Source organism: Streptomyces sp. NBC_01551, assembly GCF_026339935.1.
Lineage (GTDB): Bacteria > Actinomycetota > Actinomycetes > Streptomycetales > Streptomycetaceae > Streptomyces.
Window position 1 is genome coordinate 4,876,672 of the sequence record NZ_JAPEPX010000001.1, and the last position, 26,943, is coordinate 4,903,614.

Genomic DNA, 26,943 nt, shown 5'->3' on the forward strand with positions numbered 1-26,943 from the left:
CGTCACGCCACCCGGGCGATCACGTACCGAAAGATGTTCGGCAGCCACACGGCGCCGTCGCCGCGCTCGTACGGGTGAAGCGCCTCGGCCAGCTCCTTCTCCGCGAGCGCGGGATCGGCGCACCGGTAGAGGCCCGTCGACAGCAGCCCCCGCACCGCGCTGTCCACGTCCGCGTACCCGAACGGGCAGAACACCCGCCCCGACCCGTCCGGCACCAACCCCGCCGACGCCACCACCGCGTCCAGGTCCCGCGCCACCGGCCCGCCGCCCAGTACCTGAGGCACCGTGCACCGCTCCGCCGGGCCCCAGTCGGCCAGCACCACCGCCCCGCCCCGCCGGACCGCCGGCAGGGCCCGGGCCAGCTCGGCCGGGCGCGGCGAGAAGGCCAGCAGCACGTCGTACGGGACCCGGGGCGCGGGGGGAGCCGCCATCACCTCCAGCAGCCGCTCGCGGGCCAGCGCCCTGCGGGCCGGATCGGCCTCCACACCCGTGGCCAGGGCTCCCCGCCCCGCGGCCAGCAGGAGGGGCAGCCCGGCCCCGCATTCGAGGCCCAGCAGCCGGTCGCCCGGCCCGACCTCCAGCCGGTCGTAGACCGCTTCGTACAGCGGTACCAGCATCCGTTCCTGGATCTCCGCCCAGTCCCGGGCGACGAGCGTCGCCGTCGGCGTCGGTGTCATCGAAAGAGCGCTCCTGATTCCTTGTCGCCCCCTTGCCCCCGTTGCCAGGGAACTCCCCATTCGCCCCCGCGTCCAGAGGAGTGCGCCACCCGATTCACGCTCGGTGCGCCGGGCGCCGTACCATTCGCGCCATGGCAAAGGCACCCGTTCTCACCCCCCAGGCGGAGGATTTCCCCCGCTGGTACCAGGATCTGATCAACAAGGCCGAGCTGGCCGACAACGGTCCGGTACGCGGCACCATGGTCATCCGACCGTACGGCTACGGGCTGTGGGAGCGGATGCAGCAGGAGATGGACGCGCGCATCAAGGACGCGGGCGCCCAGAACGCGTACTTCCCGCTGTTCATCCCGCAGTCGTACCTGACGAAGGAAGCCGAGCACGTCGAGGGCTTCGCCCCCGAGCTCGCGGTCGTCACGCACGGCGGCGGCAAGGAGCTCGAAGAGCCCGTCGTCGTCCGGCCCACCTCCGAGACGATCATCAACGACTACTTCTCCAAGTGGGTCCAGAGCTACCGGGACCTGCCGCTGCTGATCAACCAGTGGGCCAACGTGGTCCGCTGGGAGATGCGCCCGCGCGTCTTCCTCCGTACGAGCGAGTTCCTGTGGCAGGAGGGCCACACGGCCCACGCCACGTACGAGGACGCCCGCGACTACGCCGCCCGCATCCACACGGACGTGTACGGCGACTTCATGACGAACGTGCTCGGCATCGACGTCGTGCTCGGCCGCAAGACCGCCAAGGAGCGCTTCGCCGGCGCCATCAACACCCTCACCCTCGAGGGCATGATGGGCGACGGCAAGGCCCTCCAGCTGGGCACGAGCCACGAGCTCGGCACCAACTTCGCCAAGGCCTTCAACACACAGTACCTGTCGAAGGAAGGCAAGCAGGAGCTCGTCTGGCAGACCTCGTGGGGCGTCTCGACCCGCATGGTCGGCGGCCTGATCATGTCCCACGGCGACGACAACGGCCTGCGCGTCCCGCCGCGGCTCGCGCACGTCCAGGTCGTCGTCATGGCGATCAAGGGCGACGAGGCCGTGGCCAAGGTCCGCGAGCTGGGCGCCCAGCTGAAGGCCGCCGGCCTGCGCGTGCACGTCGACGACCGCGTCGACACCCCGTTCGGCCGCCGCGCCGTGGACTGGGAGCTCAAGGGCGTACCGGTGCGCATCGAGATCGGCCCGCGCGACCTGGAGAACGGCACCGCGATGCTGGCCCGCCGGATCCCGGGCGGCAAGGAGGCGGTGCAGATCTCCGCGCTGCTCGACCTGCTGCCCAAGGTGCTCGACGAGGACCAGGCGCAGCTGCTGCGTGAGTCCCGCGAGCGCCGTGAGTCCCGTACCTCCGACGTCTCCACCATCGAGGAGGCCGCCGAGGCCGCCATCGCCGGTGGCTGGGCGCGGATCCCGTGGGCCGACCTCGGTCCCGAGGGCGAGGCCAAGCTGGCCGAGCAGGCCGTCTCCGTACGCTGCCTGATCGCCGCGGACGGGTCGGTTCCGGAGGCGGACGACGCCCCCGGTACGCTCGCCATCGTCGCGCGCTCGTACTAGTCGGCACCCGCCGGCACCGCTTGTCTTCCACGCCCCGGCGTGCGGCCCGCGCCGCGCGCCGGGGCGTGCGCCGTGTCGGTCGGTTTGGTCGACGTTACGTACCGACTCCTCCTGAGATCGGCGCACCCGTCCTCGTCAGGACACATGAGACTGAACTGACTGGTACGTGCAAAAAATTTGGAATGGCCCGGAATCGGAACACCTGGGCACTCCGGCTCGTTGTCACGACGTGAGCACGACACCACCTGTTCTCGCCGCAGAGCTGGCGCAGGCGTGGGCCGACATTCAGCGGTACCACCCCGAGCTGCCTGACCTTGCCGCGCCCGAGTCCCTGATCGGAGAGTCCTCGTCCGCCTGTGGCGCCGAGCTCTCCTTCGAGCGACTGCTGCACGAGGCAGTCCACGGCATCGCCGCCGCCCGCGGAGTCCGAGACACCTCGCGCGCCGGCCGCTACCACAACCGCAGATTCCTCGCGATCGCCGAGGAGATGGGGCTGGACCACTCGGAAGAGCCGCACGCCAGCAGCGGCTTCTCGCTGGTCTCGCTCAGTCCCGAGGCGAAGAAGCGCTACCGCCCGACGATGGAGCGGCTCCAGCGCGCCCTCAAGGCCCATACGGTGGCCACCGCCGCCGACACCAAGCGCAGCTTCCGCGGCCCGGCCGCGCGGCACGGCTCGTCCGGCGGCGGGGTGCGGGTCAAGGCGGTCTGCGACTGCGGGCGCAACGTACGGGTCGTGCCTTCCGTGCTGGCCCAGGCGCCGATCGTGTGCGGCGGCTGCATGAAGCCGTTCCGCATCCCCGAGGTGGCCGTCTCGGCCGCCGCCTCCTGAACCCGGCCCCCGGGGCGGGGTCAGGGCGCGACGGACGGGTGGGCAGGCCAGGTGTGCTCCGGTGTGCTTGGCGTGCTCCCGCGCGCCCGCGGGCGCTGATCGCCGCTCCCCCGCGAGAAGCGCCACAGGCATGTGGCACAATGGCTAGCTGTACTCGACAGTCGCATAGGACCCCTCTCTCCTCCGGCTGACGCGTCCATCGGGCACCCGAGTACCGCAACCCCACGTGGCATCTCATGTGCCCAACCACGTCAAGTTCAGGAGACACCACTCCAGTGGCAGTCAAGATCAAGCTCAAGCGCCTCGGCAAGATTCGCCAGCCGCACTACCGCATCGTCGTCGCCGACGCCCGCACCCGCCGGGATGGTCGCGCGATCGAGGAGATCGGTATCTACCACCCGACCTACAACCCGTCGCGCATCGAGGTCAACGCCGAGCGTGCGCAGTACTGGCTGTCCGTCGGCGCCCAGCCCACCGAGGCTGTGCTCGCCATCCTGAAGCTGACCGGTGACTGGCAGGCCCACAAGGGTCTCCCCGCCCCCGCGCCGCTGCTGCAGCCGGCGACGAAGGAGAGCAAGCGTCGCTCCTTCGACGAGTTCGCCAAGGCCCTCGAGGGCATCGGCGAGACCAAGGGCGAGGCCATCACGCAGAAGGCGAAGAAGGCCGACAAGAAGGCGGACGAGGCTGAGGCCGCCGCCGAGTCGACCGAGGCCTGAGCATGCTCGAGGAGGCTCTTGAGCACCTCGTGAAGGGCATTGTGGACAACCCCGACGAAGTGCAGGTCGCCTCGCGCAACCTGCGCCGCGGACAGGTGCTCGAGGTCCGGGTTCACCCGGACGACCTCGGTAAGGTGATCGGTCGCAACGGCCGCACCGCACGTGCACTGCGTACCGTCGTGGGCGCCATCGGCGGCCGGGGGATCCGCGTCGACCTCGTCGACGTGGACCAGGTCCGCTGAGACTTGGTTCATTTGAATCACCGGCACGGGCCGGGGAGGGCATTCGTGCCCACCCCGGCCCGTCGTCGTCTGAACAGGAGAAACACACAGTGGAGCTGGTAGTCGCGCGGATCGGCCGCGCCCACGGGATCAAGGGTGAGGTCACCGTCGAGGTGCGGACCGACGAGCCGGAGCTGCGGCTCGGGCCCGGTGCCGTGCTCCTGACCGAACCGGCGTCGGCGGGTCCGCTGACCATCGAGACGGGCCGGGTGCACAGCGGAAGGCTGCTGCTCCGCTTCGAGGGCGTCAAGGACCGCACGGGCGCCGAGGCGCTGCGCAACATCCTGCTGATCGCCGAGGTGGACCCCACCGAGCTGCCGGAGGAGGAGGACGAGTACTACGACCACCAGCTGATGGACCTGGACGTGGTACTGGAGGACGGCACCGAGATCGGCCGGATCACCGAGATCTCCCACCTCCCCTCGCAGGACCTCTTCATCGTCGAGCGGCCGGACGGCACCGAGGTGATGATCCCCTTCGTCGAGGAGATCGTCGCCGAGATCGACCTGGAGGAGCAGCGCTGCGTCATCACCCCGCCGCCCGGGCTGATCGACGACCGCGCGGAGGTCGTGTCCACGCGTGACGACGGGGCCGAGGCCGAGGCCGGGGCCGAGGAAGAAGCCTGATGCGGCTCGACGTCGTCACGATCTTCCCCGAGTACCTGGAGCCGCTGAACGTCTCCCTCGTCGGCAAGGCGAGGGCCCGCGGCCAGCTCGACGTACACGTCCACGACCTGCGGGAATGGACGTACGACCGGCACAACACCGTCGACGACACCCCGTACGGCGGCGGCCCCGGCATGGTCATGAAGACCGAGCCGTGGGGCGAGGCCCTCGACGCGGCGCTCGCCGACGGCTACGAGGCCGGCGCGCACGGGCCGGTCATGGTCGTCCCCACGCCCAGCGGCCGCCCGTTCACCCAGGAACTCGCCGTCGAGCTCTCCGAACGGCCCTGGCTGATCTTCACGCCGGCCCGCTACGAGGGCATCGACCGCCGCGTCATGGACGAGTACGCGACGCGGATGCCGGTGTACGAGGTCTCCATCGGCGATTACGTCCTGGCCGGCGGCGAGGCGGCCGTCCTGGTCGTCACCGAGGCCGTGGCCCGCCTGCTGCCCGGCGTCCTCGGCAACGCCGAATCGCACCGGGACGACTCCTTCGCGCCCGGCGAGATGGCGAACCTGCTGGAGGGGCCCGTCTTCACCAAGCCCCCGCAGTGGCGCGGGCGCGGCATCCCGGACGTGCTGCTCAGCGGGCACCACGGGAAGATCGCGCGCTGGCGCCGGGACGAGGCCTTCCGCCGGACGGCGCGCAACCGCCCCGACCTGATCGAGCGGTGCGAGGCCTCCGCCTTCGACAAGAAGGACCGCGAGATCCTGAGCCTGCTCGGCTGGACGCCCACGTCCGACGGCCGATTTTGGCGCAGGCCGCAGAGCGTGGAAGAATAGGCGGCTGCTGTGTGCTCGCGTGCGCCCCTGCCACAGGGGGACCGTCGCCCGCCGAGTGACCCGGCTCCCGAATTCTCTCCGGAAACCCGCACCGGCGACCTGTGGCGTCGTGCGAAGAAAGCAGACGAACAACATGTCTCACCTGCTCGATGGCGTCAACGCCGCCTCGATCCGCTCCGACGTCCCGGCCTTCCGCCCGGGTGACACGATCAACGTGCACGTCCGCGTCATCGAGGGCAACCGCTCCCGTATCCAGCAGTTCAAGGGCGTTGTCATCCGTCGCCAGGGCTCTGGCGTCTCCGAGACCTTCACCGTTCGCAAGGTCTCCTTCAGCGTCGGCGTGGAGCGCACCTTCCCGGTGAACTCCCCGATCTTCGAGAAGATCGAGCTCGTCACCCGCGGTGACGTGCGTCGCGCCAAGCTGTACTTCCTCCGTGAGCTCCGCGGCAAGGCCGCGAAGATCAAGGAGAAGCGCGACCGCTGATCTCCTCTCCGGGTCCAGGGGGTGGCCGGATAGGCTCGCCCCCGATGGACACCGAAGCAGAGCTCACACGACGCGGCCACTCCTCTCCCGAGCAGGGGGAGGAGGGGCCGCGTTCTGCGTTCTCCGGGAGGACGCGCGTGCTGACCTGGCGGCGGGCCGGAGTGCTCGGTGTGGTCTGCACCGTCTTCCTGCTGCTGCTCAGCAACTTCGTCGTACAGCCCTTCCTGATCCCGAGCAGCTCGATGGAGCCGACGCTGGGGGTCGGGGACCGGGTCCTGGTGAACAAGATGGCGTACCGTTTCGGCGACCAGCCGAAGCGCGGGGACGTGGTCGTCTTCGACGGCACGGGCTCCTTCGTACAGGAGCACGCGGGGGCCGGAGACAACCCGGTCGGTGAGGCCCTGCAGGGCGCCGGCTCGGCGCTCGGGCTCGCGGAACCCTCCGACACCGACTTCGTGAAGCGGGTCGTGGGCGTGGGAGGCGATGACGTGGTGTGCTGTGACGCCGACGGGCGGATCAAGGTCAACGGGGTTCCGCTCGACGAGCCGTACCTGTACCCCGGTGACGTTCCCTCGAAGGCCCCCTTCCGGATCGTGGTGCCGCTGGGGACCCTCTGGGTCATGGGTGATCACCGTTCCCACTCGCGGGACTCCAGGGACCACTTGGGCTCTCCTGGCGGGGGGATGGTGCCGGTGGAGAAGGTGATCGGGCGGGCCGACTGGATCGGCTGGCCGGTGTCGCGCTGGGGCACGGTGGGTTCGGGTTCGGGTTCGGGTGCGGGCTCCGGTTCCGGTTCCGGAGCGACCGTCGGTGGCGGTCATGGGTAGCCGGGGCCGGCCCAGGGGCGGGCGGGAGCCGGAGCCCCGGCCCGAGCCTGGGCCCGCGGCTCGGCCCGAACCCCGGCGCGCGCCCGAGTTCTGGCGCGCCCCCGAGACTCCGGGCGGGCCCGCGCCTCGGCCGGAGCCCGCGCCGGAGCCGGAGTACCGGCCTGAGCGGGAGCCGGAGTACCGGCCTGCGCCGGAGCCGGAGTACCGGCCGGAGGCGGAGTTCAGCCCGGAGCCGGAGTACCGGCCGGAGCCCGAGCGTGAGCCCCGGCCGCGGCGCGGGGCCAAGCAGGAACCTCCGGTGGCGGAGGGCGGCCGCGCCGAGCGGCGCCGGCTGGCACGCCGGGTCAAGCGGCGCCGCCGCACCCGCCGGGCGGGCGAACTCCCGCTGCTGGTCGTCGTGGCGCTGTGCATTGCCCTGGTCCTCAAGACCTTCCTGGTGCAGGCCTTCTTCATCCCCTCCGGTTCGATGGAGCAGACGATCCGGATCGGCGACCGGGTACTCGTGGACAAGCTGACCCCGTGGTTCGGCTCCAAGGTCGAGCGGGGCGACGTCGTCGTGTTCAAGGACCCCGGCGGCTGGCTCAAGGGCGAGGCCGCCCGGCCGGCCCCCGACCCGGTCGGGATCAAGCAGATCAAGCAGACCCTGACCTTCATCGGACTGCTGCCCTCCGCCGACGAGCAGGATCTGATCAAGCGGGTCATCGGCGTCGGCGGGGACACCGTCAAGTGCTGCGACGCGCGCGGCCGGGTCACCGTCAACGGGTCGCCGCTCGAAGAGCCGTACGTGAACCCCGGCAACACCCCCTCGGACATCCGCTTCGAGGTGACGGTGCCGAAGGGGCGGCTGTTCGTGATGGGTGATCACCGTGCCAATTCGGCCGATTCCCGCTACCACCTCGACGAGGCCTTCGAAGGCACCATCGACGAGCAGGGAGTGGTCGGGGAGGCGGTGGTGATCGCCTGGCCGTTCGGGCACTGGGCCAAGCTGGAGACGCCGGCCACCTTCCGCATGGTGCCGGATCAGGCACGGACCGGACGGCGCGGCCCTGGCAGGCGCCGTAGGAGCGCACGGTTCGCATAGTGTGTCCTCGGTCTCCCGAGCCCTAGGGAACTCCCGCTCGTTAAGGGAGGGGAGGGCCCGTGTCCGATCCGGACCGGGCGGCGATTTTCCAAATGAAGGAGTGGATGTGGGGGATGTGGCGGTAGGCGCACGATCCGGACGCGACGAAGGCGAGGAGCGGCCGGACGATGCCGTCGAGCGCGACGCCGAGGAGCAGGAGGGCGAGGACGAGGCACGTCCGCACCGTTCCTTCTGGAAGGAGCTCCCGCTCCTCATCGGTATCGCACTGCTGCTGGCCCTGCTGATCAAGACGTTCCTGGTCCAGGCGTTCTCGATCCCCTCGGAGTCGATGCAGGACACCCTGCAGAAGGGCGACCGGGTCCTGGTCGACAAGCTGACCCCGTGGTTCGGATCTGAGCCGGAGCGCGGCGAGGTCGTCGTCTTCCACGACCCGGCCGGCTGGCTGGACGGGGAGCCCACCCCGCAGCCCAACTTCGCGCAGCAGATCCTCAGCAAGATCGGCCTGATGCCGTCGGCCGACGAGAAGGACCTGATCAAGCGGACCATCGCCATCGGCGGGGACACGGTCGAGTGCAAGAAGGGGGGACCGGTCGTCGTCAACGGCAAGGAGCTGGACGAGCCGTACATCTACCCCGGCAACACCCCTTGCGACGACGCCCCGTTCGGGCCGATCACGGTGCCCAAGGGCAAGATCTGGGTGATGGGCGACCACCGCCAGAACTCCCAGGACTCCCGCTACCACATGCAGGACAAGAACCAGGGCTTCGTGCCGGTCGACAAGGTCGTCGGCCGGGCCGTCGTCGTCGCGTGGCCGCTCACCCGCTGGTCCACCCTGCCGGTGCCGGACACCTTCGACCAGCCGGGCATCGGCGACCAGAAGAAGGCGGGTGCGCTGGGCCTCGGCGCCGCCGGTCTGGCTCCGGTCGGGCTCGGCCCGGCCGCACTCGGAGTGACCGGCGTGGTGCCGCTCGTGATGTGGCGCAGGCGGAGGCTGACCCGGGGCCGTACCGCCGGGTAGGGTGCCGCCCAGGTCGACGGTCCGGGTATGGGGGCGCTGCAATGGGCGGAACACAAGCGATACGCGCGCAGAAGGATGGCCGCGGCGGCCTCGGCAATGTGCTGTCGGGGATCGCCGTGGCCATCGGCTTTGCGCTCTTCCTGGGCGGTTTCATCTGGGGGGCGGTCGCGTACCAGCCCTACACGGTGCCGACCGACTCGATGATGCCGACGGTGAACCCCGGGGACCGGGTGCTGGCGCAGCGCATCGACGGCGCCGAGGTGCGCCGGGGCGACGTGGTCATCTTCAATGACTCCATGTGGAGTGACTCGCCCATGGTCAAGCGGGTCGTCGGCATCGGCGGCGACACCGTCAAGTGCTGCGGCCAGGGCGGCAGGCTCACGGTGAACGGCAAGGAACTCGACGAGCCGTACGTCGAGCGGCCCAAGGCGGGCGGGGCGGGCTCCTTCGACCAGTCCTCGGGCACGGCCGGCACGACCGGCACGACCGGCGCGACCGGTGCCGGCGGCGCGTCGAGTGCGCCCGGGGCCCCGGACGCGACGGGTGCGGTGCCGGGCGTGGCGTCCGACACCCCCTTCGAGGTGACCGTGCCGGAGGGCAACCTCTTCCTGCTGGGCGACCGGCGGTCGGTCTCGATCGACTCCCGGGCGCACCTCCAGGAGGCGGGGAAGGGGACCGTGCCCCGGTCCGCGGTCAGTGCCCGCGTCGACGCCCTGGCCTGGCCCTCGATGAAGATGGTGAGCCGGCCGAAGACCTACGCGGCGCTGCCCGGCGGCATCTCGCGGCCCGGGCCGCTGAGGCTGCAGGCGGCCGCGGTGCTGGCCGGCGCCGTCCTGGTGGTGCTCGGGGCCGCGTACGGGCCGCTCGTACGGGTTCGCGGGCGCGCGCGGCGGCGGGAGCCGGCCGGTGTCAGCTGACCCGGCTGCGGCCCCCCGCAGGGTGTCCCGGGTGATCCTGCTGGACCCCGAGGACCGCATCCTGCTGCTGCACGGCTTCGAACCGGACGACCCGGCCGACAGCTGGTGGTTCACCCCGGGCGGCGGGCTGGAGGGCGCGGAGACCCGCGAGGAGGCCGCGCTGCGGGAGCTGGCCGAGGAAACCGGGATCACGGACGTGGAGCTGGGGCCGGTGCTGTGGCACCGGTACTGCTCCTTCCCCTTCGACGGGCGGCGCTGGGAGCAGGACGAGTGGTACTTCCTCGCCCGGACCGGGACCGTCCGGGCCGAGACGGGGCTGGGCGGCGGGCTCACCGAGCTGGAGCGGCGCAGCGTGACCGGGGCCAGGTGGTGGACCTCCGAAGAACTTCTCGCGGCCCATGAGACGGTGTACCCGACCAGACTCGCCGGACTGCTCCGGACGCTGCTCGACGACGGTCCCCCGGCTGTGCCGGTGGTCCTCGCCCCGGAAATCGTTTAGGGGCGTGGGGCCCTGGCGCACAATAGGGGGACGCACGGCTGAAGGGGAACATGCCATGAGTGCCGAGGACCTCGAGAAGTACGAGACCGAGATGGAGCTGAAGCTCTATCGCGAGTACCGCGACGTCGTCGGGCTGTTCAAGTATGTGATCGAGACCGAACGCCGTTTCTACCTCACCAACGACTACGAGATGCAGGTGCACTCGGTCCAGGGCGAGGTGTTTTTCGAGGTCTCGATGGCCGACGCGTGGGTCTGGGACATGTACCGGCCGGCCCGGTTCGTGAAGCAGGTGCGGGTGCTGACCTTCAAGGACGTGAACATCGAGGAGCTCAACAAGAGCGATCTCGAACTTCCGGGCAGCTGATTCACCCGCCGGGGTGACGGGGTTGTCCACAACCGCCTGGTTGTCCACCAAGATCCACAAGGTGGGCGGGGACGCGGGATCGTCGGTGCCGGAGGTGGTGCCGGATGAACGCGAAGGGCGTGGCACAGCAGGGACCGGCCCGGCAGGGACCGACACAGCAGGGCGCGGCCCGGCAGGCGTTGGCGCAGCGGGCCTTGGGGCGGTACGGCGAGGAGCTGGCGGCTCGGAGGCTGACCGAGGCCGGCATGACCGTCATCGCGCGGAACTGGCGGTGCCGGAGCGGGGAGATCGACATCGTCGCGCGGGACGGGGACGCCCTCGTCGTGTGCGAGGTGAAGACCCGTAGGGAGGGCGAGTTCGAGCACCCCATGGCCGCCGTCCGGCCCGGCAAGGCCGAGCGGTTACGGCGGCTGGCCGGGCGCTGGCTCGCCGACCACGGGGGACCACCCCCGGGCGGCGTGCGCATCGACCTCGTCGGAATCCTGCTGCCCCGGCGCGGTGCGCCCGTGGTGGAACACGTCAGGGGGGTGGCCTGATGGGGTTCGCGCGAGCCTGCTCGGTCGCCCTCGTGGGTGTCGACGGCGTGGTGGTGGAGGTCCAGGCCGACCTGGAGCCCGGGGTCGCGGCCTTCACCTTGGTGGGGCTGCCGGACAAGACCCTGGTCGAGAGCCGGGACCGGGTGCGGGCGGCCGTGGTGAACTCCGGCGCGACCTGGCCGCAGAAGAAGCTCACGGTCGGGCTCAGCCCGGCCTCCGTGCCCAAGTCGGGCGCCGGCTTCGATCTCGCCGTGGCCGCGGCGGTGCTCGGGGCCGCCGAGGTGGTCGACCCCGGAGCGATCGCCGATCTCGTACTGATCGGGGAGCTCGGCCTGGACGGCCGGGTGCGTCCCGTCCGGGGCATCCTGCCGGCGGTCCTCGCGGCGGCCGAGGCCGGGTACCGGCAGGTCGTGGTCCCGGAGCAGTGCGCGGCCGAGGCCGCGCTGGTCCCCGATGTGTCCGTGCTCGGGGTGCGCAGCCTGCGGCAGTTGATCGCGGTGCTGACCGACGGGGTGGTGCCCGAGGAGGATCCGCCGGAACCCGCCGGGCGACCGGATCCGATGCTGGCCGGCCTGGTCGTGCCCGGCGCCGGACTCGGCACCGGACTCGCCCGGGGCGTGGGGGGCGAGGGCGAGGCCCCGGACCACCCCGATCTCGCCGACGTCGCCGGACAGTACGGCGCCCGCCGGGCCCTGGAGGTGGCCGCCTCCGGGGGACACCACCTCTTCCTGAGCGGGCCACCGGGCGCGGGCAAGACGATGCTGGCCGAGCGGCTCCCGTGGATCCTGCCGCCGCTCACCCGGCAGGACTCCCTGGAGGTCACGGCCGTCCACTCGGTCGCGGGAATCCTTCCGCCCGGCGAACCGCTGGTGGGCAGGCCCCCGTACTGCGCCCCGCACCACTCGGCCACCATGCAGTCCCTGGTCGGGGGCGGGGCCGGAGTGCCCAGGCCGGGGGCGGTCTCCCTGGCTCATCGAGGCGTGCTCTTCCTCGACGAGGCCGCCGAGTTCAGCACCAAGGCCCTGGACGCGCTGCGCCAGCCACTGGAGTCGGGGCACGTCGTCATCGCCCGGGCCGCCGGGGTGGTACGGCTGCCGGCCAGGTTCCTGATGCTGCTCGCGGCGAACCCCTGCCCGTGCGGGAGGCACAGCCTGCAAGGGGCCGGCTGCGAATGCCCGGCCTCCGTCGTGCGGCGCTACCAGGGGAGGCTGTCCGGGCCGCTGCTCGACCGGGTGGACCTGCGGGTGGAGGTCGAGCCGGTCACCCGGTCCGACCTGCTGGGCCGGGGCGGCCGCGGGGAGAGCACGGCGACCGTCGCCGACCGCGTCCGCGAAGCCAGGGACCGGGCCGCGGCGCGGCTCGCGGACACCCCGTGGCGGCTCAACGCGGAGGTGCCGGGGCACGAGCTGCGGACCCGCTGGCCGGCCGGCCCCGGAGCGCTGGCCCAGGCCGAGCGGGACCTGGAACGGGGGCTGCTCACCGCGCGCGGGCTGGACCGGGTCCTACGGGTCGCCTGGACCGTGGCCGACCTGCGGGGCCGGGACCGCCCCGACGCGCCGGACGTGGCCGTAGCCCTGGAACTCCGCACCGGCATCGCCCGCGGTGCCACCCTCCCTCCGGGAGCCGGATCATGACCCCCACCAACCAGCGCCCACCGGAGCCCGAGCGCGCGCAAACCCTGGCGCACACCCCGCCCCGGGATCCGACCCCGGACCGACCACCGGGGCACGTCCCGCCTCGGGATCCGGCCCTGAGCCAAACACCGGGGCACGCCCCGCTTCGAGAGCCGGAGTTGGGGCGGTCACCAGGCCATGAGCCCGGGCTCGCAGCAGAGCCGGGCCTTGTGCCCGAGCCAGGTCCTGCGCCGAAGTCCGGGCCGGGGCCCGGGCCTGGGCCCGCCCCGACCCCTGGGCCGGTGGAGGAGTGGGAGCCGGCACCGGAGCCTGGACCCGGGCGTGCGTCCGAGCCCGAGCCGGGGGCAGAGTCTGCGTCCGAGCCTGGGCCCGGGGCGGGGCCGGAGTTGAAACGGGCATCCGTGCCCGCGCCTGGACTGGCACCCGGTCCCGGGCCGGTACCCGGACCACGGACTGGCTTGGTGTCCGGCTTCGCGCCCGGACCGGAGTCCGGGCACGAGCCCGTGCCCGGGCCGGAGTCGGAGCCGGAGGCGGGGTCTGGGACTGCGTCGAAGCCGGGGCCGGGGCCGGGGCCGGGACCCGGGCCTGGGGGCGGGGCGCGGACGTGGACGGGAGTGGGGCCTGGGGCCGGGCCGAGCGGTGGGTCGGGGGAGCAAGGGCGTGAGGTCGAGGGCGAGGTGTTGGCTCGGGTTGCGTTGACCCGGGTGTTGGAGCCCGGGGAGGAGCATGGGGGGCGGTGGCTTCGGGTGTTCGGGGCGGTTGGGTTGATGCGGTTGCTGACCGGGGCTGAGGTTGAGGCCGGGACGTTGACCGGAGTGGGGGCCGAGCGGCTTGCCGGGTACCGGAGGCGGGCCGTGCTTGCCGACCCGCGGCGGGATCTCGCCGCGGCCGCCGCGTCGGGCGCGCGGTTCATCTGCCCGGGGTCGCCGGAGTGGCCGAGCCAGTTGGACGACCTGGGCGACGCGCGGCCCGTCGGGCTGTGGGTCCGGGGGCGGCCGAACCTGCGGACCTGGGCGTTGCGCTCCGTCGCCGTGGTCGGCGCGCGGGCCTGCACCTCGTACGGGGCGCACATGGCGCAGACCCTGGCCGCCGGGCTCGCCGAGCGCGGCTGGGTGGTGGTCTCCGGAGCGGCGTTCGGGATCGACGGCGCCGCGCACCGGGGCGCCCTCGCCTCCGGCGGGGCCACGGTCGCGGTGCTCGCCTGCGGGGTGGACGTGGCCTACCCCCGCGGACACGCCGGGCTGCTCGGCCGGATCGCCGGCCAGGGGCTCGTCGTCGGGGAGCTGCCACCGGGGAGCCACCCCACGCCAAGCCGGTTCGTGCTGCGCAACCGTGTCATCGCCGCCCTCACCCGGGGGACGGTGGTGGTCGAGGCGGCCCACCGCAGCGGCTCGCTCGTCACCGCCCGCCGGGCCCAGCGGCTGGGCCGGCTCACCATGGGCATTCCCGGCCCGGCCACCAGCGGGCTCTCCGCCGGGGTGCACGAGCTGCTCCGCGGCGAGGCGGCGCTGGTCACCGACGCCGCCGAGGTGATCGAACTGGTCGGCGGCATCGGTGAGCTGGCTCCCGAGCGGCGTGGGCCCGTCCTCGCCCGCGACCTGCTCGACCCGGAGACGGTCCGGGTCCTCGAAGCCCTCCCGGCCGGCCGCCTCGCGAACGTGGCGGAGGTGGCCCTCGCCGCAGCCACCGGCACCGATGAAGTCATCGGCAGACTGTACGAACTTCACTCTCTGGGGTTCGTCGAACGGCAGGGCGACGGCTGGCAGTTGACCAGGCAGACACCTGGAAGAGGCATACAAACGGACACCCCCCGGCGAGGCGGTCGTTGACCTGGGGCGTTCCGGTGAAAGAGTGAAGCCGATGAGAGACGCGGTCTTCCCGGTGGCGGTCGCCGGGACCGAGCGCCAGGCGCCGGTCCCGGGTCGTCCGCGCGAGTCCGGACGCCCCTGCACCCCCGCGCGATCCCGTACTCTTCGCGCACCGCGACACTTCCGTCACGCTACGCTCCCAAGGAATCCCGCTCCGGCAAAGGCGAAGCATGCCCCAGCACACCTCAGGGTCTGACCGCGCTGCGGTGCCCCCCGCTGCCCGCGGCAGCGTGCGGTCCACCGCGCCCTCGTCCCTGGAGGCACTCTGGCGCTCGTACAAGGAATCGGGTGACGAGCGGCTGCGACAGCAGCTGATCCTGCACTACTCGCCCCTGGTGAAGTACGTGGCAGGCCGGGTCAGCGTCGGTCTGCCGCCCAACGTGGAGCAGGCCGACTTCGTCTCCTCCGGGGTCTTCGGGCTGATCGACGCCATCGAGAAGTTCGACATCGACCGCTCCATCAAGTTCGAGACGTACGCGATCACCCGGATCCGGGGCGCGATGATCGACGAACTGCGCGCGCTGGACTGGATCCCGCGCTCCGTCCGCCAGAAGGCGCGGGCCGTGGAGCGGGCCTACGCCACGCTGGAAGCCCAGCTGCGGCGCACGCCGACGGAGTGCGAGGTCGCCGACGAGATGGGGATCGCCGTCGAGGAACTCCACACCGTCTTCAGCCAGTTGTCCCTCGCCAACGTGGTCGCGCTGGACGAGCTGCTGCACGTCGGCGGCGAGGGCGGAGACCGCCTGTCGCTGATGGACACCCTGGAGGACACCGCCGCCGACAACCCGGTGGAGGTGGCCGAGGACCGCGAGCTGCGCCGGCTGCTGGCCCGGGCGATCAACACCCTGCCCGAGCGCGAGAAGACGGTGGTGACCCTCTATTACTACGAGGGGCTCACGCTGGCCGAGATCGGCAACGTGTTGGGCGTCACCGAGAGCCGGGTCAGCCAGATCCACACCAAGTCGGTGCTGCAGCTGCGGGCGAAGCTGGCGGATGTCGGCAGATGACGGCCGTTGGTCTTGCGCACGTCCGTAGAGTGGACGTGTGCCCAGGATTCGAGCGGCCTCCGTGGCCGAGCACCGGTCGATGCAGCGCGGCGCCCTGTTGGACGCCGCGCGTTCCCTGTTGTCCGAAGGCGGTACGGAGGCGCTGACCTTCCCCGCCCTCGCGGAGCGGACCGGCCTCGCCCGGTCGTCCGTGTACGAGTACTTCCGCTCCCGCGCGGCCGTGGTCGAAGAGCTGTGCGCGGTCGACTTCCCCGTCTGGGCCGCCGAGATCGAGGCGGCGATGGAGGCGGCGCAGTCGCCGGAGGCGAAGATCGAGGCCTATGTGCGCAGCCAGCTGGCACTGGTCGGGGACCGGCGGCACCGGGCCGTGGTGGCGATCTCGGCGAGCGAGCTGGACGCCGGGGCGCGGGAGAAGATCCGCGCGGCGCACGGCGGGCTGGTCGCGATGATCGTCGAGGCGCTGGGGGCGCTGGGCCGGCCGGAGCCGCGGCTCGCGGCGATGCTGCTGCAGGGGGTCGTGGACGCGGCGGTCCGACGGATCGAGCTGGGCGCGGCCGAGGACCCCGAGGTCGTGACGGAGACCGCCGTCTCCATGGCCCTGCGCGGCGTCACCGGATAGTCCCGGCCATCCCGCGGAGGCGGGTACCGGAGCCGGTGCCGACGGCAGCAGGCGTGGTGTCGGGCGGGGGAGCAGCGCCAGCGGGTTGAGATAGGTGTCGCCCGCCAGCAGGCCCCAGTGGAGGCAAGGCTCGGAGCAGTGGGCGCCCTCGGCGAGGATCCCGACGACCTGGCCCGCCGCCACCTCCTCACCCTCCGCGACGAGCGGCCGGACCGGTTCGTACGTGGTGCGCAGGCCCCCCGGGAGGGTCAGGGAGAGCACCCCGCGCCCCGCCACGGGACCGGCGAAGTACACCCGGCCCGGGCCGACGGCGCGGACCTCCGCGCCCACCGGGGCCGCCAGGTCCACGCCGCGGTGCCCGGCGGCGTACGGCCCGGGCGGCGGGTCCCACCACCGCACCACGGCCAGCGGCGCGGGCAGCGGCCGGACCCCGGGCGAGTCGGCCGGGGGCTGAACCCCGGGCAGGGCGGTCAGGGTCAGGAGCAGGCTGAGCAGCAAGGTCGTCATGCCCCTCAGCGTCCCGCCCCGGCCCGTCGGCGGACCCTCGCCTGTGGACGGACCGGCCGTTGTGGACAAGCGCGTCACCCGGCATACCGCCGGGTCCCGTACACTTCTTGTGGCGATCCGGGTCACCGGGTCGACTTCGCACGCCCCAGCAGCAGCCGGTCAGGCCGCGTGCCAGCGTCTCTCGGTCCCCTTTTCGGGGGCAGGACGCAGCGGGGCGTCAGGAACCAAACCGAGAAAACAAGGAGATGGCCATGGCCGTCGTAACGATGCGGGAGCTGCTGGAAAGCGGCGTCCACTTCGGTCACCAGACCCGCCGCTGGAACCCGAAGATGAAGCGCTTCATCTTCACGGAGCGCAACGGCATCTACATCATCGACCTGCTCCAGTCGCTGTCGTACATCGACCGCGCCTACGAGTTCGTGAAGGAGACCGTCGCGCACGGTGGCTCCATCATGTTCGTCGGTACCAAGAAGCAGGCCCAGGAGGCCATCGCCGAGCAGGCGACGCGCGTTGGCATGCCGTACGTCAACCAGCGCTGGCTCGGTGGCATGCTCACCAACTTCTCGACCGTCTACAAGCGCCTTCAGCGTCTGAAGGAGCTTGAGGCGATCGACTTCGAGGACGTCGCCGCCTCGGGTCTCACCAAGAAGGAGCTCCTGGTCCTCTCCCGCGAGAAGACCAAGCTGGAGAAGACCCTCGGTGGTATCCGCGAGATGTCGAAGGTCCCCAGCGCCGTCTGGATCGTCGACACCAAGAAGGAGCACATCGCCGTCGGTGAGGCGCGCAAGCTCCACATCCCGGTCGTCGCGATCCTCGACACCAACTGTGACCCCGACGAGGTCGACTACAAGATCCCGGGCAACGACGACGCGATCCGCTCCGTCACCCTGCTCACCCGCGTGATCGCCGACGCCGTCGCCGAGGGCCTCATCGCCCGCTCCGGCGCCGCGACCGGCGACTCGAAGCCGGGCGAGAAGGCCGCCGCCGAGCCGCTCGCCGAGTGGGAGCGCGACCTGCTCGAGGGCGAGAAGAAGGCCGACGACGCTGAGGCCGCCCCGGCCGAGGCCGCCGCCGAGGCCCCGGCCGCCGAAGCTGTCGAGGCCCCGGCCGCCGACGCCCCGGCCGCCGACGCCGAGCAGGCCTGACCCACTGAGAGCGCCCGGCGTTCACGCGCCGGGCACTCACAGCACGGACGATGACGGCGGGGGAGCCGCGCCACAAGCGCGTCTCCTCCGCCGTTCACCCGTAGATCTACGACTTCGAGAGAGAATCACAGACTCATGGCGAACTACACCGCCGCTGACGTCAAGAAGCTCCGCGAGCTCACCGGCGCCGGCATGATGGACTGCAAGAAGGCCCTGGTCGAGTCCGACGGCGACGTCGACAAGGCTGTCGAGGCCCTGCGCATCAAGGGTCAGAAGGGCGTCGCCAAGCGCGAGGGCCGTTCTGCCGAGAACGGCGCCGTCGTCTCCCTGATCAGCGACGACAACACCTCCGGTGTTCTGGTCGAGCTGAAGTGCGAGACGGACTTCGTCGCCAAGGGTGACAAGTTCCAGGCCGTCGCCAACCAGCTGGCCGCGCACGTCGCCGCCACCTCCCCCGCCGACATCGAGGCGCTCCTCGCGTCCGAGATCGAGGCCGGCAAGACCGTCCAGGCGTTCGTGGACGAGGCCAACGCCAACCTCGGCGAGAAGATCGTCCTGGACCGCTTCACGCAGTTCACCGGCGGCTACGTCGCGGCGTACATGCACCGCACCATGCCCGACCTGCCGTTCCAGATCGGTGTCCTCGTCGAGCTCGACAAGGAGAACGCCGAGGTCGCCCGCGGCATCGCGCAGCACATCGCCGCGTTCGCGCCGAAGTGGCTCTCCAAGGAAGACGTCCCGGCCGAGGTCGTCGAGTCCGAGCGCCGCGTCGCCGAAGAGGTCACCCGCGCCGAGGGCAAGCCCGAGGCCGCGCTCCCGAAGATCGTCGAGGGTCGCGTCAACGGCTTCTTCAAGGACAACACGCTCCTTGGCCAGGCGTACGCCCTGGACGCCAAGAAGTCCGTCCAGAAGGTTCTGGACGAGGCCGGTGTCACCCTGACGCGCTTCTCGCGCATCAAGGTCGGCATCTGAATCCGTCCGTACGCGACGGACACCGGACCCCGGTAGGGTCTGAAGCAGTCGTCCGCGCTCGCGCAGGACGACCGCAGATCTGACGAGGAGGCCATTGCCGCAAAGGGAACCGCAAGGACCCACCGGCAATGGCCTTCTTCGTATGTGCACGAGGAGATCTCCATGAATCAGGGCGTAGACCCCCACACCGCTTCCGACGACAAGAGCGACCACGAGAAGAAGGGCCGCCGCTTCATGCTGAAGCTGTCCGGCGAAGCCTTCTCCGGCGGTGGCGGCCTGGGTGTCGATCCCGACGTCGTGCACGCCATCGCCCGTGAGATCGCGGCCGTGGTCCGCGACGGCGCGGAGATCGCGGTCGTCATCGGCGGCGGCAACTTCTTCCGCGGCGCCGAGCTCCAGCAGCGCGGCATGGACCGTGCCCGGTCCGACTACATGGGCATGCTCGGCACCGTCATGAACTGCCTCGCGCTCCAGGACTTCCTGGAGAAGGAGGGCATCGACAGCCGCGTCCAGACCGCCATCACCATGGGCCAGGTCGCGGAGCCGTACATCCCGCTGCGCGCCGTGCGCCACCTGGAGAAGGGCCGCGTCGTGATCTTCGGCGCCGGCATGGGCATGCCCTACTTCTCCACCGACACCACGGCCGCCCAGCGTGCCCTGGAGATCGACGCCGAAGCCCTGCTCATGGGCAAGAACGGTGTCGACGGGGTCTACGACTCCGACCCGAAGAAGAACCCCGACGCGGTGAAGTTCGACGCGCTGGAGTACAGCGAGGTGCTCTCCCGCGACCTCAAGGTCGCCGACGCCACCGCCATCACGCTGTGCCGCGACAACAAGCTGCCGATCCTCGTCTTCGAGCTGCTCGCCGAGGGCAATATCGCCCGCGCCGTCAAGGGTGAGAAGATCGGCACGCTCGTGAGCGACCAGGGCACCAGGGCCTGAGCAGTCGGTTGGCCGGGCTCGGCCCTGCCGGGTCGAGCCCGCCCCGCCCGCCTGAACCATCCATTCAAGACATGCAGGAGCACGTGGTGATCGAAGAAATCCTCCTCGAGGCCGAGGAGAAGATGGAGAAGGCCGTCGTCGTCGCGAAGGAGGACTTCGCCGCGATCCGCACCGGTCGTGCGCACCCGGCGATGTTCAACAAGATCGTGGCGGACTACTACGGTGCCATCACGCCCATCAACCAGCTCGCCTCGTTCGCGGTTCCCGAGCCGCGCATGGCCATCGTGACGCCGTTCGACTCGTCCGCGCTGCGCAACATCGAGCAGGCCATCCGCGACTCCGACCTCGGCGTCAACCCGAGCAACGACGGCCGCATCATCCGGGTGACGTTCCCCGAGCTGACGCAGGACCGCCGCAAGGAGTACATCAAGGTCGCGCGCACCAAGGCCGAGGACTCCAAGGTCTCGATCCGCGCCGTCCGCCGCAAGGCCAAGGACGCCCTCGACAAGCTCGTCAAGGACAAGGAAGCCGGCGAGGACGAGGTGCGCCGCGCCGAGAAGGAGCTCGACGACACCACCGCCAAGTACGTGGCGCAGGTCGACGAGCTGCTCAAGCACAAGGAAGCCGAGCTCCTCGAAGTCTGATGAACGACTCTTCCTGGCAGCCGGAGCCGGTTCCGGCGGGTCCCGCATACGATGCGCAGGTGGGCCCGCACACTCGGCCCATGCCCATCGTGCCCGATGCCGCCGGCCGTGACTTCGACGACCGGGAAGCACGCGATCGGGGGGCCGCCTCGGACGGCGGCCTCCTCTTCCGCGACGAGACGCCGCCGCAGGAGCCCATGCCCAGCCCCCCGCCTCCGCCCTCGCAGGCACCGCAGAACTCAACGCCACCCCCGCCGAAGAAGCGGGCGGGGCGGGACCTGCGGGCCGCCATAGGGGTCGGCGTCGGCCTCGGCGCGGTGATCTTCGCCTCCCTGTTCATCGTGAAGGCGGTGTTCGTCGGCGTCATCGTCGTCGCCGTCGTCGTGGGCCTGTGGGAGCTCACCTCCCGGCTCCAGGAGAAGAAGGGCATCAAGGCCCCGCTGGTCCCGCTGGCCGTCGGCGGCGCTGCGATGATCATCGCCGGGTACGTCCGAGGGGCCGAGGGCGCCTGGATCGCCATGGCGCTCACCGCGCTGGCCGTGCTCGTCTGGCGGATGACCGAACCGCCCGAGGACTACCTCAAAGACGTCACGGCGGGAGTCTTCGCCGCGTTCTACGTGCCGTTCCTGGCCACCTTCGTCGCGATGCTGCTCACCGCCGACGACGGCCCGCTGCGGGTGGTCACCTTCCTGGTCCTGACCGTGGTCAGCGACACCGGGGCCTACGCGGTCGGCTGGCGGTTCGGCAAGCACAAGCTGGCGCCGCGCATCAGCCCCGGCAAGACCCGCGAGGGGCTCTTCGGGGCCGTGGCCTTCGCGATGGCGGCCGGCGCCCTGTGCATGGAGTTCCTGATCGACGACGGCGCCTGGTGGCAGGGCCTGCTGCTCGGCCTCGCGGTCGCTGTCAGCGCCACCCTGGGCGACCTCGGCGAATCGATGATCAAGCGGGACCTCGGCATCAAGGACATGGGCACGCTGCTGCCGGGCCACGGCGGCATCATGGACCGGCTGGACTCCCTGCTGCCGACCGCCCCGGTGGTCTGGCTGCTGCTGGCCGCTTTCGTCGGCACCGGCTGACCGCACCCGGTCGGGTTATCCTGGAGGGCGCGCCGCGTATGCGTGGCGCGCCCTTTCCGTCCAGCGGCCGAGCCGCGGACCGGCCCTGCACGCGCGGGGTGACCCCCACCTCGTCGCACTGAGGAGTACCGCATGGCCCCCCGTCCCGCTCCGGGTGAGCTCACCTTCGTCGCACCCCGCGGAGTGAAGAAGCCGCCCCGGCACCTGGCCGACCTGACCCCGGCCGAGCGCCGCGAGGCGGTCGCCGCGATCGGTGAGAAGCCGTTCCGGGCCAAGCAGCTCTCGCAGCACTACTTCGCCCGGTACGCGCACGACCCGGCCGAGTGGACGGACATCCCCGCGGCCTCCCGCGAGAAGCTCCAGCAGGAGCTGCTGCCGGACCTGATGAACGTCCTGCGGCACATCTCGTGCGACAACGACACCACCCGCAAGACCCTGTGGAAGCTGCACGACGGCACGCTCGTCGAGTCCGTGCTGATGCGCTACCCCGACCGGGTCACCATGTGCATCTCCTCGCAGGCCGGCTGCGGCATGAACTGCCCGTTCTGCGCCACCGGCCAGGCCGGCCTCGACCGGAACCTGTCCACCGCCGAGATCGTGCACCAGATCGTCGACGGCATGCGCGCCCTGCGCGACGGCGAGGTCCCCGGCGGCCCGGCCCGGCTGTCGAACATCGTCTTCATGGGCATGGGCGAGCCGCTGGCGAACTACAACCGCGTCGTCGGCGCCATCCGCCGCCTGACCGACCCCGAGCCCGACGGCCTCGGCCTGTCGCAGCGCGGCATCACCGTCTCCACCGTCGGCCTGGTCCCGGCCATGCTGCGCTTCGCCGACGAGGGCTTCAAGTGCCGCCTCGCCGTCTCGCTGCACGCCCCGGACGACGAGCTGCGCGACACCCTGGTGCCCGTGAACACCCGCTGGAACGTCCGCGAGGTGCTGGACGCGGCCTGGGAGTACGCGGAGAAGTCCGGCCGGCGGATCTCCATCGAGTACGCCCTGATCCGCGACATCAACGACCAGGCCTGGCGCGGTGACCTGCTGGGCAAGCTGCTCAAGGGCAAGCGGGTCCACGTCAACCTCATCCCGCTGAACCCGACCCCGGGCTCCAAGTGGACCGCCTCGCGCCCCGAGGACGAGCGCGCGTTCGTCGAGGCCATCGCCCGCCACGGCGTGCCGGTGACCGTACGGGACACCCGCGGCCAGGAAATCGACGGCGCGTGCGGCCAGCTGGCGGCCTCGGAGCGCTAGATTCCGGCCGCGATCGGCCCTATTCGGCCACGGGGTACCCTGTGGCCGAACCAATTGCATATTCCGACAGGGGAGCGCCACAGCGCTGAGAGTGCGGGACCGTCATCCGCAGACCCTCTGAACCTCGCCCCGGTCATTCGGGGTAGGAAGTTCGGTCATCACTCAAGCTGTTGCGCCATGCCCGGCGTCCGCTCGATCAGAGCGCCGGGCATGGCCGCGTCTTCTCCTGGACATCCCAGGAGGAATCACCAGTGAGCACCACCAAGAAGATCGCGGGTGCCGCGCTCGCGGCCGCGATCGGCGTCACCACGCTCAGCGCCTGCGGCGGCGGTGACGCCAAGGACAAGCCGGCGGGCGCGAGCGACGCCCCCAAGTCCAAGACCGTCACCCTCGTCTCGCACGACTCCTTCAACGTGACCGACACGGTCCTCAAGGAGTTCGAGCAGCAGAGCGGCTACACCGTGAAGGTGCTGAAGTCCGGCGACGCCGGCGCGGCGCTGAACCAGGAGATCCTGACGAAGGGCTCCCCGCGCGGCGACGTCTTCTTCGGCGTCGACAACACGCTCCTCTCGCGCGCCCTCGACAACGGCATCTTCACGCCGTACGAGGCCAAGGGCCTCGGCGAGGTCAAGCCGGAGTACGTGCTCGACAAGGAGCACCGGGTCACCCCGGTCGACTCCGGCGACATCTGCGTCAACTACGACAAGCAGTACTTCGCGGACAAGAAGCTCGCCCCGCCGCAGACGCTGGACGACCTGATCAAGCCGGAGTACAAGAACCTGCTGGTCACCGAGAACGCCGCGACCTCGTCGCCGGGCCTCGGCTTCCTGCTCGCCTCCGTCGGCAAGTACGGCGAGGACGGCTGGAAGGACTACTGGAGCAAGCTCAAGGCCAACGGCGTCGAGGTCGTCGACGGCTGGGAGCAGGCCTACAACGAGCGCTTCTCCGGCTCCGCGGGCGGCAAGAAGGCCAAGGGCGACCGCCCGCTGGTCGTCTCCTACGCCTCCAGCCCGCCGGTCGAGGTCCTGTACGGCGAGCCGAAGCCGGCCGAGGCCCCCACGGGCGTCTCCACCGGCACCTGCTTCCGTCAGGTCGAGTTCGCGGGCCTGCTCAAGGGTGCGAAGAACGAGGAGGGCGGCAAGGCGCTCCTCGACTTCCTGGTGAGCAAGAAGTTCCAGGAAGACATGCCGCTCCAGATGTTCGTGAACCCGGTGGTCAAGGACGCGAAGCTGCCGGAGCTGTTCACGCAGCACGGCGTGGTCATCGAGAAGCCGGAGAACGTGGCCCCGCAGACCATCGCCAAGAACCGTGACCAGTGGGTCAAGGCATGGTCCTCGCTCGTCGTGAAGTAGTACGGAAGAGCCCGAAGGAGACCGTGCGGGCCACGGCCGTCAGGCTCGCCCTGATGGCCGTCCCGCTCGTCTTCTTCGGGCTGTTCTTCGCCTACCCCGTCGCCGCGATCGTCGGGCGCGGGCTCAAGACGCAGGACGGCTGGCAGTTCGGCCGCATCGGCGAGGTGCTGACGCAGCCCGACATCGCCGACGTCCTCTGGTTCACCACCTGGCAGGCGCTCGCGTCCACCGTGCTCACGCTGGTGATCGCGCTCCCCGGCGCGTACGTGTTCGCGCGCTTCGAGTTCCCCGGCAAGCAGCTGCTGCGGGCGGTGGTCACCGTTCCGTTCGTACTGCCGACCGTGGTCGTCGGCACCGCCTTCCTCGCGCTGGTCGGACGGGGCGGACTGCTGGACGAGGTGTGGGGCGTCCGGCTCGACACCACCGTGTGGGCGATCCTGCTCGCCCACGTCTTCTTCAACTACGCCGTGATCGTACGGACGGTCGGCGGCCTGTGGGCGCAGCTCGACCCGCGCCAGGAGGAAGCCGCCCGAGTGCTGGGCGCCGGGCGGTTCGCCGCGTGGCGGCGCGTGACGCTGCCCGCGCTCGCGCCGTCGGTCGCCGCCGCCTCGCTGATGGTGTTCCTGTTCACCTTCAGCTCCTTCGGCGTCGTACAGATCCTGGGCGGACCCGCGTACTCCACCCTGGAGGTGGAGGTCTACCGGCAGACCGCCCAGCTGCTCGACCTGCCGACGGCCGCCGTCCTCACCCTGGTGCAGTTCGCCGCCGTCGGCATGATCCTCGCCGTGCACGCCTGGACCGTACGCAAGCGGGAGACCGCGCTCCGTCTGGTGGACCCGGGCCGGACCGCGCACCCGCCGCGCGGCTGGGCGCAGCGGTCGCTGCTGGGCGGGGTGCTGCTGACGGTGGCCCTGCTGATCGTGGCCCCGCTGGCCGTGCTGGTGGAGCGCTCCCTCGACGCGCCCGGCGGGTACGGGTTCGGCTTCTACCGGGCGCTCCAGGACGCGGGCGCGGGCGGCGGAACGTTCCTGGTGCCGCCGCTGGAGGCGATCTGGAACTCCCTCCAGTACGCGCTGGCCGCCACCGCCATCGCCCTGCTGATCGGGGGGCTCGCGGCGGCCGCCCTGACCCGGCGCGCCGGCCGGTTCGTGCGCGGATTCGACGCGCTGCTGATGCTCCCGCTGGGGGTGTCGGCGGTGACGGTCGGCTTCGGATTCCTGATCACCCTGGACGAGCCGCCGCTGGACCTGCGGACCTCGTGGATCCTGGTGCCGCTGGCGCAGGCGCTGGTGGGCGTGCCGTTCGTCGTACGGACGATGCTGCCGGTGCTGCGCGCCGTGGACGCCCGGCTGCGGGAGGCGGCGGCGGTGCTCGGCGCGTCCCCGCTGCGGGCGTGGCGGGAGGTGGACCTGCCGCTGGTGCGGCGGGCGCTGCTGATCGCGGCCGGGTTCGCCTTCGCGGTCTCGCTGGGCGAGTTCGGGGCGACGGTCTTCATCGCGCGGCCGGACCGTCCGACGCTGCCGGTGGCCGTGGCGCGGCTGCTCGGGCGGGCCGGGGAGATGAACTACGGGCAGGCGATGGCCCTGAGCACGATTCTGATGCTGGTGTGCGCGGTGTCCCTGCTGGTGCTGGAGCGACTGCGACCCGACAAGACCTCGGGAGAGTTCTGATGACGCTGCTTCGGCTGGAGGAGGTGTCGGTCCGCTTCGGGGAGCGCGCGGTCGTGGACGCCGTGGACCTGTCGGTCACCGAGCACGAGATCGTGTGTGTGCTCGGGCCGAGCGGGAGCGGGAAGTCCACGCTCCTGCGGGTGGTCGCCGGGCTCCAGCCGGTCTCGGCCGGGCGGGTGCTGCTGGGCGGCGCCGACCAGGCCGGGGTGCCGGTGCACCGGCGGGGGGTGGGCCTGATGTTCCAGGACCACCAGCTGTTCCCGCACCGGGACGTCGGCCGGAACGTCGCCTTCGGCCTCCGGATGCGGGGCTCGGCCCGGGGGTCCCACGAGGCCCGGGTCGCGGAGTTGCTGGAGCTGGTCGGGCTGCCCGGCGCGCAGGGCCGCGCGGTGGCCTCCCTGTCGGGCGGTGAGCAGCAGCGGGTGGCGCTGGCCCGGGCGCTGGCGCCGTCGCCGCGGCTGCTGATGCTGGACGAGCCGCTGGGACAGCTGGACCGGGGGCTGCGGGAGCGGCTGGTGGTGGAACTGCGGGCGCTGTTCTCCCGGCTGGGGACCACGGTGCTGGCCGTCACGCACGACCAGGGGGAGGCGTTCGCACTCGCCGACCGGGTCGTGGTGATGCGGGACGGGCGGATCGCGCAGGCGGGGACCCCGCTGGAGGTGTGGCAGCGGCCGGCCTCGGAGTTCGTCGCCCGGTTCCTCGGCTTCGAGAACGTGATCCCGGCGGTGATCTCCGGAGGGGCGGCGGCGACCGCTTGGGGCAAGGTCCCGGTGCCGGCCGGGTCGCCGCAGGGGGAGCGGAGCGTCCTGATCCGGCCAGCGGGGGTGGTGCTGGCGGAGGCGGGGCTCGGGTGTGAGGTGCTGTCGCGGACGTTCCGCGGCACCCATGTGGCGTTGCTGCTGCGGCCGGAGGCGGGGCCGGTGCTGGAGGCGGAGTGCGGGCTGGCGGGGGCGCCGGCGGTGGGGGACCGGGTCGCGGTGACCTTCGCCCCGGCCGAGGTGGTCGTGCTCCCGTCGGCGTGAGCGCTGCCGTGGCCGCT

General features: G+C 71.5%; 27 protein-coding genes, 2 pseudogenes and 1 riboswitch. Of the genes and pseudogenes, 27 read left to right on the top strand and 2 right to left on the bottom strand.

The window, feature by feature from the left end; translation table 11 throughout:
• Positions 1-2 precede the first annotated feature (2 nt).
• Positions 3-677, bottom strand: coding sequence for a class I SAM-dependent methyltransferase (locus tag OG982_RS22210; protein WP_266949159.1), 675 nt, complete (start codon positions 675-677; stop codon positions 3-5).
• Positions 678-808: 131 nt separating this feature from the next.
• On the opposite strand from OG982_RS22210, the gene proS reads away from it, so the two are divergent.
• The 18 genes and pseudogenes from proS to OG982_RS22305 all read left to right on the top strand — a co-directional run bounded on the left by proS (position 809) and on the right by OG982_RS22305 (position 16,348).
• Positions 809-2,221 carry a proline--tRNA ligase gene (gene proS / locus OG982_RS22215; RefSeq protein WP_266784078.1) on the top strand — a complete coding sequence of 471 codons (1,413 nt, stop codon included), beginning with the start codon at positions 809-811 and terminating at the stop codon, positions 2,219-2,221.
• A gap of 229 nt (positions 2,222-2,450) precedes the next feature.
• Positions 2,451-3,050, top strand: a complete 600-nt coding sequence (locus OG982_RS22220) for a hypothetical protein (protein ID WP_136213352.1) — start codon at positions 2,451-2,453, stop codon at positions 3,048-3,050.
• Positions 3,051-3,325: 275 nt separating this feature from the next.
• Positions 3,326-3,766 (top strand): 30S ribosomal protein S16, encoded by a 441-nt coding sequence (gene rpsP, locus OG982_RS22225; protein WP_266784074.1) that lies wholly within the window; start codon positions 3,326-3,328, stop codon positions 3,764-3,766.
• A gap of 2 nt (positions 3,767-3,768) precedes the next feature.
• A complete protein-coding gene (locus OG982_RS22230; RefSeq protein ID WP_030011889.1) occupies positions 3,769-4,008 on the top strand; it encodes an RNA-binding protein in 240 nt (79 codons plus the stop codon).
• 89 nt (positions 4,009-4,097) lie between these two features.
• A complete protein-coding gene (rimM, locus tag OG982_RS22235; protein ID WP_266784072.1) occupies positions 4,098-4,673 on the top strand; it encodes a ribosome maturation factor RimM in 576 nt (191 codons plus the stop codon).
• A complete protein-coding gene (gene trmD, locus OG982_RS22240; protein ID WP_266784070.1) occupies positions 4,673-5,494 on the top strand; it encodes a tRNA (guanosine(37)-N1)-methyltransferase TrmD in 822 nt (273 codons plus the stop codon). The genes rimM and trmD overlap by 1 nt, the downstream gene beginning before the upstream one ends.
• 133 nt (positions 5,495-5,627) lie before the next feature.
• Positions 5,628-5,978, top strand: a complete 351-nt coding sequence (rplS, locus tag OG982_RS22245) for a 50S ribosomal protein L19 (protein WP_008737520.1) — start codon at positions 5,628-5,630, stop codon at positions 5,976-5,978.
• Positions 5,979-6,022: 44 nt separating this feature from the next.
• Complete coding sequence (gene lepB, locus OG982_RS22250) at positions 6,023-6,805, top strand: signal peptidase I (RefSeq protein ID WP_266784068.1); 783 nt, start codon at positions 6,023-6,025, stop codon at positions 6,803-6,805.
• A 313-nt stretch (positions 6,806-7,118) separates the two neighbouring features.
• Positions 7,119-8,048: pseudogene (lepB, locus tag OG982_RS22255) on the top strand (signal peptidase I); the annotation flags it as partial.
• On the top strand, positions 8,002-8,904 hold the full coding sequence (gene lepB / locus OG982_RS22260) for a signal peptidase I (protein ID WP_266784066.1): 903 nt from the start codon (positions 8,002-8,004) through the stop codon (positions 8,902-8,904). The pseudogene lepB (OG982_RS22255) and the gene lepB (OG982_RS22260), both read left to right, overlap by 47 nt.
• Before the next feature lie 41 nt (positions 8,905-8,945).
• Complete coding sequence (gene lepB / locus OG982_RS22265) at positions 8,946-9,821, top strand: signal peptidase I (protein ID WP_266784065.1); 876 nt, start codon at positions 8,946-8,948, stop codon at positions 9,819-9,821.
• Positions 9,811-10,320 (top strand): NUDIX hydrolase, encoded by a 510-nt coding sequence (locus OG982_RS22270; RefSeq protein ID WP_266784064.1) that lies wholly within the window; start codon positions 9,811-9,813, stop codon positions 10,318-10,320. Before lepB (OG982_RS22265) ends, OG982_RS22270 begins: the two co-directional genes overlap by 11 nt.
• A 55-nt stretch (positions 10,321-10,375) precedes the next feature.
• Positions 10,376-10,684 (top strand): DUF2469 domain-containing protein, encoded by a 309-nt coding sequence (locus OG982_RS22275; RefSeq protein WP_005311352.1) that lies wholly within the window; start codon positions 10,376-10,378, stop codon positions 10,682-10,684.
• A 104-nt stretch (positions 10,685-10,788) separates the two neighbouring features.
• Positions 10,789-11,220, top strand: a complete 432-nt coding sequence (locus OG982_RS22280; RefSeq protein ID WP_266784063.1) for a YraN family protein — start codon at positions 10,789-10,791, stop codon at positions 11,218-11,220.
• The gene (locus OG982_RS22285) at positions 11,220-12,854 is read left to right on the top strand and encodes a YifB family Mg chelatase-like AAA ATPase (RefSeq protein WP_266784061.1); all 1,635 of its coding nucleotides are present in this window, start codon (positions 11,220-11,222) and stop codon (positions 12,852-12,854) included. The genes OG982_RS22280 and OG982_RS22285 overlap by 1 nt, the downstream gene beginning before the upstream one ends.
• 677 nt (positions 12,855-13,531) lie before the next feature.
• Positions 13,532-14,683: a DNA-processing protein DprA gene (dprA, locus tag OG982_RS22295; protein WP_266784059.1), complete on the top strand. Its 1,152-nt coding sequence runs from the start codon at positions 13,532-13,534 to the stop codon at positions 14,681-14,683.
• Positions 14,684-14,892: 209 nt separating this feature from the next.
• The gene (gene whiG / locus OG982_RS22300; protein WP_266784057.1) at positions 14,893-15,729 is read left to right on the top strand and encodes an RNA polymerase sigma factor WhiG; all 837 of its coding nucleotides are present in this window, start codon (positions 14,893-14,895) and stop codon (positions 15,727-15,729) included.
• Positions 15,730-15,790: 61 nt separating this feature from the next.
• Positions 15,791-16,348, top strand: coding sequence for a TetR/AcrR family transcriptional regulator (locus OG982_RS22305; RefSeq protein WP_266791790.1), 558 nt, complete (start codon positions 15,791-15,793; stop codon positions 16,346-16,348).
• A 66-nt stretch (positions 16,349-16,414) separates the two neighbouring features.
• Here the strand turns inward: OG982_RS22305 and OG982_RS22310 are convergent.
• Positions 16,415-16,855, bottom strand: a pseudogene (locus tag OG982_RS22310) (murein hydrolase activator EnvC); the annotation flags it as partial.
• 251 nt (positions 16,856-17,106) lie between these two features.
• Between OG982_RS22310 and rpsB the strand changes: the two are divergent.
• The 9 genes from rpsB (at position 17,107) to OG982_RS22355 (ending at position 26,926) form a co-directional block, all read left to right on the top strand.
• A complete protein-coding gene (rpsB, locus tag OG982_RS22315) occupies positions 17,107-18,000 on the top strand; it encodes a 30S ribosomal protein S2 (protein WP_266784055.1) in 894 nt (297 codons plus the stop codon).
• A 135-nt stretch (positions 18,001-18,135) separates the two neighbouring features.
• On the top strand, positions 18,136-18,972 hold the full coding sequence (gene tsf / locus OG982_RS22320) for a translation elongation factor Ts (RefSeq protein WP_266784053.1): 837 nt from the start codon (positions 18,136-18,138) through the stop codon (positions 18,970-18,972).
• A 162-nt stretch (positions 18,973-19,134) separates the two neighbouring features.
• The gene (gene pyrH, locus OG982_RS22325; protein WP_266784051.1) at positions 19,135-19,914 is read left to right on the top strand and encodes a UMP kinase; all 780 of its coding nucleotides are present in this window, start codon (positions 19,135-19,137) and stop codon (positions 19,912-19,914) included.
• Positions 19,915-20,000: 86 nt separating this feature from the next.
• Complete coding sequence (gene frr / locus OG982_RS22330; protein ID WP_266784049.1) at positions 20,001-20,558, top strand: ribosome recycling factor; 558 nt, start codon at positions 20,001-20,003, stop codon at positions 20,556-20,558.
• Positions 20,558-21,634: a phosphatidate cytidylyltransferase gene (locus OG982_RS22335; protein ID WP_266784047.1), complete on the top strand. Its 1,077-nt coding sequence runs from the start codon at positions 20,558-20,560 to the stop codon at positions 21,632-21,634. The genes frr and OG982_RS22335 overlap by 1 nt, the downstream gene beginning before the upstream one ends.
• A gap of 132 nt (positions 21,635-21,766) precedes the next feature.
• Positions 21,767-22,882, top strand: coding sequence for a 23S rRNA (adenine(2503)-C(2))-methyltransferase RlmN (gene rlmN, locus OG982_RS22340; RefSeq protein WP_266784045.1), 1,116 nt, complete (start codon positions 21,767-21,769; stop codon positions 22,880-22,882).
• Positions 22,883-22,940: 58 nt separating this feature from the next.
• Positions 22,941-23,049, top strand: a riboswitch (TPP riboswitch).
• A gap of 84 nt (positions 23,050-23,133) precedes the next feature.
• Positions 23,134-24,234, top strand: coding sequence for a thiamine ABC transporter substrate binding subunit (locus tag OG982_RS22345; protein WP_266784043.1), 1,101 nt, complete (start codon positions 23,134-23,136; stop codon positions 24,232-24,234).
• Positions 24,235-24,287: 53 nt separating this feature from the next.
• Positions 24,288-25,904: an iron ABC transporter permease gene (locus tag OG982_RS22350; RefSeq protein WP_266791789.1), complete on the top strand. Its 1,617-nt coding sequence runs from the start codon at positions 24,288-24,290 to the stop codon at positions 25,902-25,904.
• Complete coding sequence (locus OG982_RS22355; protein WP_266949161.1) at positions 25,904-26,926, top strand: ABC transporter ATP-binding protein; 1,023 nt, start codon at positions 25,904-25,906, stop codon at positions 26,924-26,926. Before OG982_RS22350 ends, OG982_RS22355 begins: the two co-directional genes overlap by 1 nt.
• Positions 26,927-26,943 lie beyond the last annotated feature (17 nt).

What these genes read in the sequence shown, in the direction of transcription:
- OG982_RS22210 (WP_266949159.1), bottom strand. Translation starts at nt 677, where the DNA reads ATGACACCGACGCCGACGGCGACGCTCGTCGCCCGGGACTGGGCGGAG.
- proS (WP_266784078.1), top strand. Translation starts at nt 809, where the DNA reads ATGGCAAAGGCACCCGTTCTCACCCCCCAGGCGGAGGATTTCCCCCGC.
- OG982_RS22230 (WP_030011889.1), top strand. Translation starts at nt 3,769, where the DNA reads ATGCTCGAGGAGGCTCTTGAGCACCTCGTGAAGGGCATTGTGGACAAC.
- trmD (WP_266784070.1), top strand. Translation starts at nt 4,673, where the DNA reads ATGCGGCTCGACGTCGTCACGATCTTCCCCGAGTACCTGGAGCCGCTG.
- rplS (WP_008737520.1), top strand. Translation starts at nt 5,628, where the DNA reads ATGTCTCACCTGCTCGATGGCGTCAACGCCGCCTCGATCCGCTCCGAC.
- lepB (WP_266784068.1), top strand. Translation starts at nt 6,023, where the DNA reads ATGGACACCGAAGCAGAGCTCACACGACGCGGCCACTCCTCTCCCGAG.
- lepB (WP_266784065.1), top strand. Translation starts at nt 8,946, where the DNA reads ATGGGCGGAACACAAGCGATACGCGCGCAGAAGGATGGCCGCGGCGGC.
- OG982_RS22275 (WP_005311352.1), top strand. Translation starts at nt 10,376, where the DNA reads ATGAGTGCCGAGGACCTCGAGAAGTACGAGACCGAGATGGAGCTGAAG.
- OG982_RS22280 (WP_266784063.1), top strand. Translation starts at nt 10,789, where the DNA reads ATGAACGCGAAGGGCGTGGCACAGCAGGGACCGGCCCGGCAGGGACCG.
- OG982_RS22285 (WP_266784061.1), top strand. Translation starts at nt 11,220, where the DNA reads ATGGGGTTCGCGCGAGCCTGCTCGGTCGCCCTCGTGGGTGTCGACGGC.
- whiG (WP_266784057.1), top strand. Translation starts at nt 14,893, where the DNA reads ATGCCCCAGCACACCTCAGGGTCTGACCGCGCTGCGGTGCCCCCCGCT.
- rpsB (WP_266784055.1), top strand. Translation starts at nt 17,107, where the DNA reads ATGGCCGTCGTAACGATGCGGGAGCTGCTGGAAAGCGGCGTCCACTTC.
- tsf (WP_266784053.1), top strand. Translation starts at nt 18,136, where the DNA reads ATGGCGAACTACACCGCCGCTGACGTCAAGAAGCTCCGCGAGCTCACC.
- pyrH (WP_266784051.1), top strand. Translation starts at nt 19,135, where the DNA reads ATGAATCAGGGCGTAGACCCCCACACCGCTTCCGACGACAAGAGCGAC.
- OG982_RS22335 (WP_266784047.1), top strand. Translation starts at nt 20,558, where the DNA reads ATGAACGACTCTTCCTGGCAGCCGGAGCCGGTTCCGGCGGGTCCCGCA.
- rlmN (WP_266784045.1), top strand. Translation starts at nt 21,767, where the DNA reads ATGGCCCCCCGTCCCGCTCCGGGTGAGCTCACCTTCGTCGCACCCCGC.
- OG982_RS22350 (WP_266791789.1), top strand. Translation starts at nt 24,288, where the DNA reads ATGGCCGTCCCGCTCGTCTTCTTCGGGCTGTTCTTCGCCTACCCCGTC.
- OG982_RS22355 (WP_266949161.1), top strand. Translation starts at nt 25,904, where the DNA reads ATGACGCTGCTTCGGCTGGAGGAGGTGTCGGTCCGCTTCGGGGAGCGC.